Source organism: Anabaena cylindrica UHCC 0172 (assembly GCF_034931625.1).
GTDB classification, from domain to species: Bacteria; Cyanobacteriota; Cyanobacteriia; order Cyanobacteriales; family Nostocaceae; genus Anabaena; species Anabaena cylindrica_A.
In genome coordinates, this window is the sequence record NZ_JAYGGY010000081.1 from 30736 (window position 1) to 44053 (window position 13318).

The 13318-nt window shown below is 37.7% G+C and carries 14 protein-coding genes and 1 riboswitch; of the genes, 6 read left to right on the forward strand and 8 right to left on the reverse strand.

Annotated elements, in window-relative coordinates; genetic code table 11:
- Window positions 1-267 precede the first annotated feature (267 nt).
- The 3 genes from VB713_RS16270 to VB713_RS16285 all read left to right on the forward strand — a co-directional run bounded on the left by VB713_RS16270 (window position 268) and on the right by VB713_RS16285 (window position 2593).
- A complete protein-coding gene (locus VB713_RS16270) occupies window positions 268-621 on the forward strand; it encodes an Hpt domain-containing protein (RefSeq protein ID WP_323312556.1) in 354 nt (117 codons plus the stop codon).
- Window positions 622-1004: 383 nt separating this feature from the next.
- Window positions 1005-1256 (forward strand): DUF6444 domain-containing protein, encoded by a 252-nt coding sequence (locus VB713_RS16275; protein ID WP_323312628.1) that lies wholly within the window; start codon window positions 1005-1007, stop codon window positions 1254-1256.
- A 173-nt stretch (window positions 1257-1429) separates the two neighbouring features.
- Complete coding sequence (locus tag VB713_RS16285) at window positions 1430-2593, forward strand: FAD-binding oxidoreductase (RefSeq protein WP_323312557.1); 1164 nt, start codon at window positions 1430-1432, stop codon at window positions 2591-2593.
- Window positions 2594-2829: 236 nt separating this feature from the next.
- Here the strand turns inward: VB713_RS16285 and VB713_RS16290 are convergent, their stop codons facing one another.
- Genes VB713_RS16290 through ureE form a run of 5 tightly spaced genes read right to left on the reverse strand, consistent with a single transcriptional unit; the run spans window position 2830 to window position 6396 of the window.
- Window positions 2830-3798 (reverse strand): acetamidase/formamidase family protein, encoded by a 969-nt coding sequence (locus VB713_RS16290; RefSeq protein ID WP_323312558.1) that lies wholly within the window; start codon window positions 3796-3798, stop codon window positions 2830-2832.
- Window positions 3799-3848: 50 nt separating this feature from the next.
- Window positions 3849-4622: a lipase family protein gene (locus tag VB713_RS16295; protein WP_323312559.1), complete on the reverse strand. Its 774-nt coding sequence runs from the start codon at window positions 4620-4622 to the stop codon at window positions 3849-3851.
- 41 nt (window positions 4623-4663) lie between these two features.
- Complete coding sequence (ureG, locus tag VB713_RS16300) at window positions 4664-5260, reverse strand: urease accessory protein UreG (RefSeq protein ID WP_323312560.1); 597 nt, start codon at window positions 5258-5260, stop codon at window positions 4664-4666.
- Between the two features lie 31 nt (window positions 5261-5291).
- Entirely contained in the window at window positions 5292-5975 is a 684-nt protein-coding gene (locus tag VB713_RS16305) for an urease accessory protein UreF (RefSeq protein ID WP_323312561.1), read from the reverse strand.
- Window positions 5956-6396, reverse strand: a complete 441-nt coding sequence (gene ureE / locus VB713_RS16310) for an urease accessory protein UreE (protein ID WP_323312562.1) — start codon at window positions 6394-6396, stop codon at window positions 5956-5958. The genes VB713_RS16305 and ureE overlap by 20 nt, the downstream gene beginning before the upstream one ends.
- A gap of 330 nt (window positions 6397-6726) precedes the next feature.
- Window positions 6727-6790, forward strand: a riboswitch (Fluoride riboswitch).
- An 88-nt stretch (window positions 6791-6878) separates the two neighbouring features.
- On the opposite strand from ureE, the gene VB713_RS16315 reads away from it, so the two are divergent.
- Window positions 6879-8507 carry a cation:proton antiporter gene (locus VB713_RS16315; protein ID WP_323312563.1) on the forward strand — a complete coding sequence of 543 codons (1629 nt, stop codon included), beginning with the start codon at window positions 6879-6881 and terminating at the stop codon, window positions 8505-8507.
- 191 nt (window positions 8508-8698) lie between these two features.
- Window positions 8699-9997 (forward strand): voltage-gated chloride channel family protein, encoded by a 1299-nt coding sequence (locus VB713_RS16320; protein ID WP_323312564.1) that lies wholly within the window; start codon window positions 8699-8701, stop codon window positions 9995-9997.
- A gap of 124 nt (window positions 9998-10121) precedes the next feature.
- On the opposite strand, the gene VB713_RS16325 is transcribed toward VB713_RS16320, so the two are convergent.
- A complete protein-coding gene (locus VB713_RS16325) occupies window positions 10122-10442 on the reverse strand; it encodes a hypothetical protein (protein WP_323312565.1) in 321 nt (106 codons plus the stop codon).
- Between the two features lie 50 nt (window positions 10443-10492).
- Window positions 10493-12094, reverse strand: a complete 1602-nt coding sequence (locus VB713_RS16330; RefSeq protein WP_323312566.1) for a peptide ligase PGM1-related protein — start codon at window positions 12092-12094, stop codon at window positions 10493-10495.
- Between the two features lie 113 nt (window positions 12095-12207).
- Between VB713_RS16330 and VB713_RS16335 the strand changes: the two genes are divergently transcribed.
- Window positions 12208-12747: a hypothetical protein gene (locus tag VB713_RS16335; protein WP_323312567.1), complete on the forward strand. Its 540-nt coding sequence runs from the start codon at window positions 12208-12210 to the stop codon at window positions 12745-12747.
- Window positions 12748-12810: 63 nt separating this feature from the next.
- Here the strand turns inward: VB713_RS16335 and VB713_RS16340 are convergent, their stop codons facing one another.
- Window positions 12811-13272, reverse strand: coding sequence for a pentapeptide repeat-containing protein (locus tag VB713_RS16340; protein WP_323312568.1), 462 nt, complete (start codon window positions 13270-13272; stop codon window positions 12811-12813).
- Between the last annotated feature and the right edge of the window lie 46 nt (window positions 13273-13318).

Consider the following 13318-nt stretch of genomic DNA (forward strand, 5'->3'; position numbering starts at 1 on the left):
TACTTACTCTCAGTTGATCTACACTTTTAAAAGTGATTTTGTTCAAAAATCTAAAATGCTGTATATCAGCAAAATTCCATCTAAGAAATCATAAATATAAATGTTTATATAGTATTTCCTAATCTAATGAAGTACAAATTTATCTGCGTATATCTGCGCTCATCTGCGGTTAATTCTTTCTTTTTGTACCTCACTTGAATGGGAATTGCTATATAACAAGTCAAAATTAAGGTATAACTATAACTAAATAATAAAATTGTCGAACCTATGATTAATGATGTGCTTGATGCCAAAGTTTTAGAAGAACTCAGAGATATAGTTTGCAGTAATAATGTAGAGGAATTTATCCAACTGATAGAATGTTATCTGGAAGATACACCCCAACGATTACAGGCGATTAATGATGCCATTATTCAAGAAAATGCAAAAATACTGCAATTAGAAGCTCATGCTCTTAAGTCTAGCAGTGCTATTGTTGGTGCTAAAAATTTATCTCAAATTTGCAAAAAATTAGAAGACTTAGGACGGGATGCTAATTTAGCAGATACAACATTATTACTATCCCAAGCTATGACAGAATATCAACAAGTAATGGCAGCTTTAAAATTAGAATGTCAGTAAGTCGTCAGTTATACTTTTCAGTAAATTCTCTTACCATAAAATCTTGTGTTATGGTATGGAAGTTAATATTATTATTTTGATTTATTATCCAATTAACTCAAATCGAATTAGTACTTCTCCAATTAGTCGCCAAAGGTGAGGGAAATTGTAACCGTTCAGGGGGGTAGAAGAGCGATAGCGCAAGCGCTGACTTGTCAGTTCGTTAAAGATGACCCCAAAATCTGATAAATTAAGTGACATGGAACTGAATCGCGTCAATCACTTAGAACATATCCCCCCACTTATAGCAATCCGATTTGATTTCTGAATCACTCGTAGAGGCAAGGGACTGGGGACTGGGAAGAAGGAATAAAGGTGTACTGAGTTTTGTTCAAAAATCAAATATGAGTCCTATATATTGGGGAAAGACTCCAGCCAGCGTCAAAAAACTGGTGGAGGAAATGGCGCAGCAAATAGAACAACAGTCAAAGAAACTAACGGAAGTCCTGACAGTTCAAGAACAATTATTAGAAAAAATTAATTGGACATCCATTAACTCATCATCACCACCATCAAGTGACTCACCGGGATTTGGAAAAAAGCCTGCAAAACAGAAAAGCAGCAAAAAACGAGGGGGTCAACCAAGTCATAAATGATAACTCTGGAATATATCGGTCAGAAATACGAATTTTCTCAATCAGTAGAGCTTCATTTTCACCTTTAAACGCTAGAGTATTGACTTCAGCTATTGCTGGGTAGTCGAGGAAAGTCTCACCACGGATTTTCATATTAACAGTTCCAATTTTTTAAAAATTATATCTAAACAATCATGAAAACTTACGATTGGATTATTATTGGTGCAGGAATTACAGGTGCTGCACTTGCTTATGAATTAGCAAAAACAGGGTTCTCTGTACTGTTACTAGAACAATATACCACACCACAAAATGCTACTCGCTATAGTTATGGTGGAATTTCTTATTGGGCAGGGACAACACCAATTACACAACAATTAAGTCAAGAAAGTATGGCTCGTTACCTGACTTTATCCCAAGAGTTAGATGCTAATATCCAATTTCGTGAATTAGATTTATTGCTAACTATCCCTACTAATAGCGACCCAAAAATAACATCTGCATCCTACTCTCATCTTACCATTCCACCGACTCTATTAAGTATTCAAGAAGCTTGTGAATTAGAACCACTGCTCAATAAAAATGCAATATCTGGTGCTTTGACTATTAAACATGGTCATATCCACCCAAATAAAACAGCGCAAGCATATATTCAAGCCATGCTGCGACTAGGGGGAGAATTGCAGTTTACCCAAGTATTAGAACTTAATCAAGGCTTCAAAGGCGTAAAAACAACCACAGCAACTTTCCACAGTGCCAATATAGCAATTTGTGCAGGTGGACTTAGCCGACAATTACTAAAATTAGCAGGTATTCATATAAAAATGTATTTTTCCCATGCAGAGATGATTGAAACCTCACCTGTAGATTTGCGTTTACGCACCCTGGTTACACCAGCTAATTTACAACGCTTACAATTGGAAATTGCATCAACTCAAGTTGATCAATTATGGGATGAATCTGAACACGAACCAGTAGCACCAATTTTAGATGCAGGTGCTGTGCAGTTTCTTGATGGTAGTTTGCGTATAGGTCAAATTAGCCGTATTCTTACAAATCCCTATGCTTCAATCAATTCAGAAGTTAGTGAAAAATGGTTACGAACAAGTATCAACAATATATTACCAAATTTAGGAAAATTATCAGGAACTTGGCATCATTGTTTAGTGGCATTTACTAAAGATAAATTACCATTAATTGGTAATATTCCTGAATTTGAAAACATTTATACTTTCTCTGGTTTTAGTAGTCCTTTTCTTTTGGTTCCACCGTTAGCAGCACGCTTTGCTAAATTTGTATCTGGTCAAAAAGATGAAATTATTAGCCAGATGTCTCCAGATAGAACTAATTTGAACTAATCTATTAATATTACAGCAGCATTCAGGAGTCAGGAGTCAGGAATAAAACTGGCTGTGTATCAATACTTGTCGGTTAAGGAAATGTAGGTTGGGTTGAGCGACAGCGAAACCCAACAAAATCCTTGATAATGTTGGGTTTCGTGCCTCAACCCAACCTACCATATAATAACTTTTGAGCCTTAACCGAGCAGTATTGGGCTGTGTATAGGTTTGAATTTAGATGTTGTAACTCCTAACTACGCAAACTGCTGTATCTTCGGAAAAATTGATTTGGATAACATTCCATGTACACCTTTATGGGGACTATTCACAACTTGGGTGATATGGAAATTAACAGCTAAACTACATAAAATATAAGCATCTTCTGGTGATAAATTGGTGAAGCGTTCCAGAAAATAGATCATATTTTTTAAAGCTAATTCTAAAGCTTCATCTAAGGTTGGTGCAAAACCCATAGTGATGAAATCTGTGGGAGTTTCGGCAATTGGTATTTTCAGTTGCAAATCTTTCCGCAATTTGAGCTTAATTCTACCATTCATAGAAGTTTCAATAGCAGTTACATTCACTTCCCCATCTCCTTGTGCAGAATGTCCATCACCAAGAGAAAATAATGCACCTGGAAGATATATGGGTAAAAACAGCCGAGAACCTGCTTGTAATTGACGGTTGTCAATGTTGCCACCATAAGCACCTGGTGGTATAGAATTACGGGAGTTTTCTGGGGTAGCAACTCCCAAAATTCCAAAAAATGGTGTGAGGGGAATTTTGATATTTGATCCTAGAGGAAATTCTGCAAAATTATTTTCTAAATCAAGGGGAATAAATTTTAATGTTGGGTGAGAAAATTGTTGTGGTAATGCTCCCCAACCTGTACGAATAGCATTAAACCCAATAGGTAAACGGGGTGAAATTGCTTCTAATTGTATTTCTAAAACATCTCCTGGTTCAGCATCTCGGATATAAATTGGCCCTGTGAGTAAATGGGGACCACCTGCTATTTTGCGTTCGGGAGATAAATTTTTGCAGATATCCAGAAATTCCAGTGTTAAAAATTCTTGTGGGGCTTTGTCGTAAACATAATAACCAGTATAAGTTTCTACGTCTATTGTGTCGTTAGAATTAACTACTAATGCTGGTTCTAATAGATGGGAGAAGCCACCTAGATGTACTGTTTCTTTGGTAGCTTTTAAAATGTGGTGAGTCATCTTCTGATGGGTGAATTTAATAGATGCAGGGCTATTAATTGCAGCGTCTTTTAATTCCCTGAACGACTTAATATTTCTTTGAAGCTACTAATATAGTTACGAATAGCATGATCTTGAAATTTTGCGGCAATAAAGTTTAAACTAAATCTTGAACCTATCCGCAATTCTTTATCTACATTGTGATATCCCTGCCACCATCTTGGTAATTCTGGTACTATATCCATACCATTCACAAATTGATAGCTGTTATTAACTCTTTGATTATATGATTCTTGAAATCCTTTATTACCGACTTTTGGCGCACCAAAAGTAAAAGCTTCTATTGATGCTAATTGATTAGCAAAGTTGTATTGAATATCGACAACACATAAGGTTGCTAATCCTCCACCTAAACTGTGTCCAGATACGGTGACATTAGAAATATTATTATTTTTAATATATTCATGGATCTGGTCTCTGACGGAAAAGTAAGCCTTGACAAAGCCACTGTGCATCAAAGATCCCGAACTATTTTCTGTTGGATAAGGATAAATTTTATCATTTTGATCAACAATTTCCGATTGAATTATTTGCTTGTCAAACCTTCTACGTTCCTGACTAGTTTCCAGGTTTGTTCTCCAATCAAAGGATGAATTGCTGCCAGGAAACACAATAGTAATTCCTGATGTATCTGTGAGGATAGCTAGTTGGGTATCAGTATCTTTTTGATCAATTAAAAATGGTTGTTCATTCCAGCCACTAAATCTAATATTAGAGAAATTTTGATAACTTTCCTGGCAGCAAATTGCTAATTTCAATGCTTTAGAATAATCAACCTTCATCATGTCTCCTCTGGTTATATGACTGGATATTGGTAAATAAGAATTTAGCAAATGTGTGTGATAACGAATTGAATTACATCTGCTAAACCAGCTTTGGTTTTTAAGTTAGTGAAAATGAATGGTTTTTCGCCGCGCATTTTTTTTGCATCTCTTTCCATGACGTTTAAATCAGCACCAACATAGGGTGCAAGGTCAGTTTTATTAATGACTAATAAGTCGGATTTAGTTATACCTGGTCCACCTTTACGGGGAATTTTATCACCAGCAGCGACATCAATTACATATATGGTTAAATCTACTAATTCGGGGCTAAAGGTAGCAGCTAAGTTGTCACCACCACTTTCTAAAAAGACTAAATCTAAGTCTGTAAATTTTTCTTCTAGTTGTTCAATTGCGGCTAAATTCATGGAAGCGTCTTCGCGGATAGCTGTGTGAGGACAACCTCCTGTTTCTACACCCAAAATACGATCGCTCTCCAAAGCCTGAGAACGGACTAAAAACTGAGCATCTTCTTGAGTGTATATATCATTTGTGACAACTGCCAAGTTATACTGCTGTCGTAGTGCTTTACACAAAGCATCGACTAAAGCCGTTTTTCCCGAACCCACAGGCCCTGCTATCCCAACTCGAAACGTACTCATAGTTAGTCATTCATCATTGGTCATTAGTCGCTCAACTCCTAAACAATCTTGTATACTGGGTTTCATGCTGCATACTAGCTAGAGATAAACCCCAACTACAACAAGCTAGGTCGTCATCCTCTAAAGCGAGAATTTCCACCATTGTAGTATTTAATAAGTCTTGTAACCCTAATAACAATTTTTGTCCAGCAGTTTGACCGAGAGGAATAAGTTTGATTCCCGCAGTAATTAAATTATTTGCCCAACTATGCAGATATGTCAATAATCCAGCTTGGGGGCTAATTTGCCAGTGAGATGCAGCGATACCAAAAGCGATCGCATAATTGCAAGGATAACCCACAGCAGTAGCCAGCGGTAAAACCTCTGCTTCCAGCTTACCTAATAACTGCAAGAGCGATCGCCCCATTTGCCAACTAGCAGCACGTAATTCTTCCGCATCCCGCAATGCTGATAACCACAAATTCCAGCGGCATAAAGCTTCTAAATCGCCAACTCTAGCAGCTTTTAAAGCTCTTACCATCACTGCCCCATCCAGGCGAATTGATCCATAAATTAACTCCGCTTCTAACCAATGTTTTAGATGTTCTACATTAGTAATAGTTGAGTTTTCTACCAACATTTCCAAACCTTCAGAATAACTATATGCTCCCACTGGTAAGGCTGGACTCGCCAATTGCAAAATAGATAAAAAACTCCTATAAGTGAGAATGTCCATAAGCTCCTAATTCTGGCTGAAAAGGTACAACTTCCTCCTTAATTTCTAACCCCAATTGTGCCAACATAGCGGATAAAATTGGATCTGGAGACAAGCGCAAATAAGCGGGATTAATTTCTAGAGATACGTGACGATTTCCCAAATGATAAGCAGCCCTTAATAATAGCAAAGGCGTTTTTGCATACACAGTCAAAACAGGCTCAGATTTAGCAATAATTCTGATTAAATTATCTTGGCTTTCATCAGCCAACAGATCACCATTATGTAAAACCGTCCCCCTTGGTAAACTTAAAAATACTACCTTCCCGTCCTCCAATGTAAACCGATGACGGCTGCGGGTACGTTCTTCTGCGGTGAGTGCAAGAGTGAGTGTAACTACAGCATTAGAGTCAGGTGGCTTACGTTGCGTCAACGTCAGCATAATTGAGTAAATTATCAATACATCTCTTGTTGAATTTTAAGGCTTTCTTGTCCAAAAAAACTATTTTTATATACTTCGCAAGGCCACAATTTGAGCTTTTGCTTAAAGGGGATATATGGATGTAAAAACGCAAGTTATGACCGTCTCAAGTATATAAGGGACTTCCAAATAAAAAAATACTCAACCACTCATTTCTCCGTGTCCTCTGTGCCTCTGTGGTAGCCTTCGGCAAGCCCTTCGGTCTACGTTTTTTTGGGTAATTTATTTCTTGGAAGTCCCTAACTTGAGTACAGGTTTCCCGCTGGTAATTGGGAAAAATGATATGATTTGGCTATAAACGGCGATGGAACTCGCCAAAACCGCCTTTTGAAAGGCTGATGGTTCCTACTGTTCCCACTTGCTGCGGGAGAGTAGAGCTATTTGCAAACCTAACTCCCCTGTAGAAAGTATCTGTCTACAAATCGCACTTTCAGGAGTTAGGAATGTTATTCAGTATAATTTGGATTTTATTGATGGGCTATTTTAGCGGACAAATTGCCCGTCGTTTAGGCACTCCGCCGTTACTTGGGATGATTTTGGTGGGGATTTTACTTGGTTCTCAAGTAGGGAATGTTATCAGCACAGATGTGTTAAATGCTGCTGATGAATTAAGAACTGTGGCAGTAATGATTATTTTGATGAAAGCTGGGCTAGGGTTAGATAGAGAAAAACTGGCTCAACAGGGGACTGTGGCACTGCGTTTGGGTTTTTTACCTGCGACTATGGAAGCGATCGCACTTTGTTTCGCCTCTATGGTAATTTTTAAATTAGATTTTCCCACCGGTTTGCTTTTAGGTTGTGTCATTGGTGCAGAATCTCCTGCTGTCATTGTTCCGGGAATGCTGAGACTAAAAAGTTTAGGTTGGGGTGTCACTAAAGGTATTCCCGATGCTATTTTAACTGGTAGCGCTTTATCCGATGTCTTGCTGTTATTAGTTTTCAGCCTTTTACTGAATTTTTTAGGTAAAGGAGGAGTTGAACAAATTACCCTGTTTGGGGGTTTGACTTTAAATGCGCTGCAATTACTTCCACTGCAAATTATCATGCAGATATGCTTAGGAATTTTGTTGGGTTACTTAGCAGCCAGGTTGTTAGCTTCCCTATTAACTAAACAAAACTGGACTCAAAATTCCGTTCAAGATACCATTATTGCGGCTGGGTTAGCTTTGTTGTTGGTAATTGTCGCCCATGGTTTACCTTATTTTTCTGGTTATTTGGCGACAATGGCCTTAGGATTTTTCTTAATTGAGTTAGATGCACCTTTAGCGCGACGCTTGCGGGGTGGATTTGATAGTTTATGGGTAGTGGCTGAGATTTTCTTATTTGTGTTGTTGGGTGCAACTATTCAACTGCAAGTATTAGAAAAAATACTCTTACCTGGCTTGTTAATTTTGGCAATTGGTTTATTTATTGGTCGCATAATAGGCTGGTATTTATCCACTTTAGGTAGTAATTGGAATTGGCGCGAAAGACTGTTTTTACTATCAGGAAACTCTGCTAAAGCCACTGTACAAGCGGCTATTGGGGCGATTCCCCTAGCGCAAGGAATAGAGGGAGGAGATATAATTTTAGCGATCGCAGCCCTTTCTATTATAACTACTGCACCTATAGGCGCTTGGGCTACTATGGCTTTTGCTCCTAAATTATTAACTAGGGGAGAGGTTGACCCCACAAAAGTCACAATTGCTACTCAAACCCTGTTGCTGGCAGCTGTAGACACCTCTGATTTATCAACTGAAGTTTTGACAAAGGTGGCAGATTTAGCCCGTCGCAGTCAAGGAAATGCGATCGTTTTACACGTAGTTAATATTTCCAATCAGCAAGGTGTGAAACAACTAGAAGCACAAGCTAAAAAGTTGCTATCGGATATTAAATATGAGTTTTTGACAACAACAGGAACTGTTCCCGAAGAGATTATTCGCATTGCTCAAGAGTATCATGTCACTGCAATTGTCATGGGAAAACGTGGACATCAACCGTGGGAGCAAGTGCTGATTGGTTCAGTATCACAAGCTGTTTTGGAAGCCAGTTCAATTCCTGTAATTTTGTTAGAAAATCGTGAAATTCAATGATTTTTGTGAAACATTTGTAGAAATTATTTATATAAATATTTTTACAATATAGTTTACAGTGATTTTCGGGTAAATGAACCACATTTTTTCTCACGCAGAGGCGCAGAGGAAGCAGAGAGAAGAGAAAAAATTTCACTAAAATGTATGTAAATATGGTCTATTCAACTCATAAAAATACCTTTTTTAAGTAAATGAATTATCTGCATCAATTTGAAATATTAATTGCTTCTAGGCATTTAATTAAGTGGTTGCCAATTTCTTTTATAATTGGTATTTTAGCCGGCGCTGCTTCTGCCGCTCTTTTATCATCATTAGAATGGGCAACTAATTGGCGAGAATCTCATCAGTGGATTATCGCTTTTTTACCAATTGGTGGATTTATTAGTGGTTGGATTTTTCATCATTTTGGTCAGAATGTAGAAGCTGGAAATAACCTTTTACTCGAAGAAATTCATAACCCTAAAAATATTATTCCCTTCCGCATGGCTCCCCTTGTGCTACTAGGAACAGACCTCACACATTTATTTGGTGGTTCAGCCGGACGTGAAGGTACAGCATTACAAATGGGTGCGTCTCTAGCAGATCAATTAACTAAAATATTGCATTTTAAAGGAGCGAGTCGGCGAATTTTGTTAATGGCTGGTATCAGCGGTGGCTTCGCTTCTGTTTTTGGGACACCCTTAGCGGGAACAGTCTTTGGTTTGGAAGTTTTAGCAATTGGTAAAATTCATTATGATGCCCTTTTCCCATCTTTAATTGCTGCAATTGTTGGAAATCAGGTAACTTTGTTATTGGGTTTACATCATACAGCATACCAACACGCTCCAATTATCCCCGCAATGACAATTTGGATGTTTATTTATGCTATTATTGCCGGTGCAATTTTTGGAATTGTAGCGAGATTTTTTTCGCAAGTAACGCACAAAATCAATCATTTATTTAAAGCTAAAATATCTTATCCACCACTGCGTCCTTTAATCGGTGGTGCTATGGTTGCTGCAATTGTTGGTTTAAGTGGGACTACTAAATATATTGGATTGGGTATCCCCACTATTGTTGATGCTTTTCAAACTCAGTTACCTCCCTGGGATTTTGCTGCTAAATTAGGCATGACGGCACTCACTTTAGGGGCAGGTTTTAAAGGTGGGGAAGTAACTCCGTTGTTTTTTGTTGGTGCTACTTTAGGCAATGCTTTATCATTGTTTTTATCATTACCTGCACCGCTATTAGCAGGAATGGGATTTGTAGCTGTGTTTGCAGGTGCAGCGAATACACCTTTGGCATCAATATTAATGGGAATTGAGTTATTTGGTTTAGAATCTGGGGTATTTATTGCTATTGCTTGTGTTGTTAGCTATCTATTTTCTGGTCATTCGGGAATTTACACTGCACAGCGAATTGGTTTGAATAAGTATTCATCTGCAAATCTCGAATCAGGCTTGACTGTGGGTACTTATAAACAAACAAAAAATATCCCAGAAACTGAATGATGAACCTACTCTAATTCGTAATTCGTAATTCGTAATTAAAGAGGGTAGAAGCCCGCATGAATTGTAACTACGAATTACTTTGGTGGTAGCCTACTGGAGGCATTATTATCAATTACGAATTATTTTAAGTCCATGTTTCAAATTTAAATGGAATTTCTGCCGATTTACAAAAATTACGAAACTCATCAACGGCTGAGGGATTATTGCTATATAATTTTTTTAGCAATGCTAGTAGAACTTTATCTTTATCCTTTTTTGCTACAGTTACCCAAAATTCATAGTCTGTATCACCCCAAGTTTCCAGCGGTGCTTTACCTATATCTTGCCCAAAAATGAGTAAGTCGCCTTTTTCGTTTAATTCTGCATCAATAAAGCGTGAAGTTTCTCCATTTTGTTCAAAAAGCCTAATACTAGCTGGGGTAGCTTGAGAGTTATCTTTGGGCATAATTTTATATCTTGATTGACTCTAATTGGTGTGTGATTTAGTTGAATAAATCAGTAACTATATCCATCTTCAAACATGGTAAAATTATAATCAGAACACAGGAGATGATTATTTTTGCCACTGGTTTCTTGATCAAGAACTTTGACGACTTTGTTATAAATATCTTCCGCTTGTTGGGGAGAATCACCAATACTAGTTAATCCTAATTTACCAAACTGGGAAAGACAACCCATGAGATGAAATACTGTACCTGTCTCAGTTCCACTATCAAAATGTAATCTATGGTGAGCGATGATGTCCATTAAATCGTTAGGTAATAATCCTTGATAGCGGTCTTTTTGTAAATTATCTGTGGCGATGTAATATTTAGGTCTTCCTTGCTGACTATAAAACAATCCAGTAGACAGGTCATAGCGTCCATTTGTTAATAACTTTAAGGTCATGAAAGGGTGAGTAGTTCCACCTTTGCGGAGGTTGATTTCAATTGCTTGAATATCCCATTGGCCATTACCTTTGTCTACGGTGACAAAATCAACACCAAATCTTTCTAATGTGCCTTTTTCTGCTAGTTTTTTGCCTACTTTTAAGCCTAATTGCTGTAATTCTAATCTATAGCTTTCATCAGCAGGAAAGCTACAACCTAGATAAATTTGTCCGTCCGGTCCTCCTAGAATTTGGTCATGGGTGGAGAGGATTTCTACTTCTCCATTAGGTGTAATGCGTCCTTGGACACTGGGAGAACGCTTGATTTCTCCTTCTATAAATGATTCTACTATTGCACCTAACTCTGGAATACGTTGGGAAAAATTCGCCCAGGTTTCTTGTGTGGCTTGGAAACGCATTGTTGAAAAGCGATCGCTAATTGCTGCTATTCTTTGACTATGAGAACCGTGACCAGGTGCAATATCCACCAATGGACGCAAATCCAAAATTGCATTTCCTTCCCCCGAAATTCCCTCATTCAGTTTCACAACTATCCGTTTTAATGTTGGTTGACGTTCCCATAAATCAGCCGCTGCTGCTGCTAAATCTGCGGGACTCTTCACCAATTCGCTACCATCTGGAAGAGGTACACCACTTTCAGTAAAAATTTGCCGACTTCCACTTTTGGTTCCCCAAATCTGTAAATCTGGTGCAGCAGCATATAAGGGTACATTTAATTTCAGTGATAATTCTGCTTCCCAAAACGTGGAATTGTAACAAGCCATAAAAGCTTTATCTAATCGCAATGCTTGACGAATTCTTTCTATCAACCGAGGACGTTCTAAAATCTTTTTGCTGAGAGGTTGCAAGGAAGAATCATAGGTAGAAAGTAGTAATAAGCGATGACGAGCATGGGAGAATGGTATTCCGGGTAATAGTTGTAAATAATAATCAATAATGCTGGGATGGAGTGGCATTGATGTCACATAAATTAATCTGGTGCGAGGATTCCGCAAACGCATTAAAGAAAATAGTAATCTTTCTTCATAATGTTCACACCCTTCAATTTTTTGCATTTCCCGTTGGTCGATGCTTAAAGAAGGTATAATTAAGATATCCGCTTCACTGTTGTCAAACAACTCGCTAGTTTTCCAGCGATCGCGTAAAGTTAATTGTAAGTTGCGAAACTGATCAATCTGTTCTAGTTCGGAAATATTTATTGTCACCATAATTTATACCTCACTAGATCCGATTTTTGCCCCATTATCTCAGGTATATCTCAAAGAATAGTTGAGACGCTAATTTAGTATGTATATTTTTGTAACTGTCTGAGAAAAGTCTGATGATGAATAAGTTTAAATTTATAGCTCAATTAGCCGTATCTACTTTAGCGATGCTATGTGTTGTCACTCCTTCCTATGCCCTGCCAGGAGAAAATATAGCTGATGTCTTGAAATGGGTAAAAACTAAACCTCAATTACCAATTTTAAAATATAGTGATGAAACTTTAACTTATTTTGGCAAGAAAGGAAATTTGCAGTTTTTTATATCTGCACGTCCAAGCGATGATTTTAGTTATTTATATCCTCCCAGTTGGTATATTCACAGTGAAAGCATTGAAGTTACTCAAGAACCACAAATAAATTTTTCTCGAAAAACTGCTAAGGCAATAAAATTAATTAACGACATTTACAGTACCAAGATTGCTAGTGATTTTCGTCGTTCGCAGTATATAACAACAATTCATGGCATGAGTTTTTATAAAGGCGCAATCTTTGCTTATATCACTATTGATTCTCAGAAAAACTTATCCTCATGGGACATAATTAATCTCACATCTTTACAGCAAGAAATAGATAATGCAAAATTATCAGCTAATTAATCTCTTAGAGAATAGAGGAGTGATTGCACTGCTTATGAAACTCCCATTGTGTGCGATCCTTCCTCAGCTATTATTACTTCTGATACTTCCATCAGGCATGATAGTTTCATAGAAGATAGCTCGCTTGCATCTATTAATACTGAAATTTTGAGCATCGGTCAAATCAGCATGACTGAAATTGGCATCCCCGAAAGACGATTCTGTCAGAATAGCTCCTCTCAAGTTCGCATGGCTGAGATTAGCACCTTGAAGGAAGGTTTGGAGAAAAACAGCATTACTCAAGTCAGCATAGCTAAGATTTGCTCCCTTTAAACTAGCTTCGATAATATTAGCCCCTCTCAAGTTGGCATAGCTCAAGTCAGTACCGCTCAACTTGGCATCATCCAAAATAGCACCACTAAGGTCAGCTTGCCTGAAAATAGTACTGCGGAGGTTTGCATCAATCAAACGAGCTTTTGGCAACTTCACTCCAGTGAAATCCCGCTCCCCGGCAGCATATCTTCTGAGCAACTCTTTAGCATCCATAATTATATTTCTCTACTAAGCAACACATACGACTTTAACCCACTCA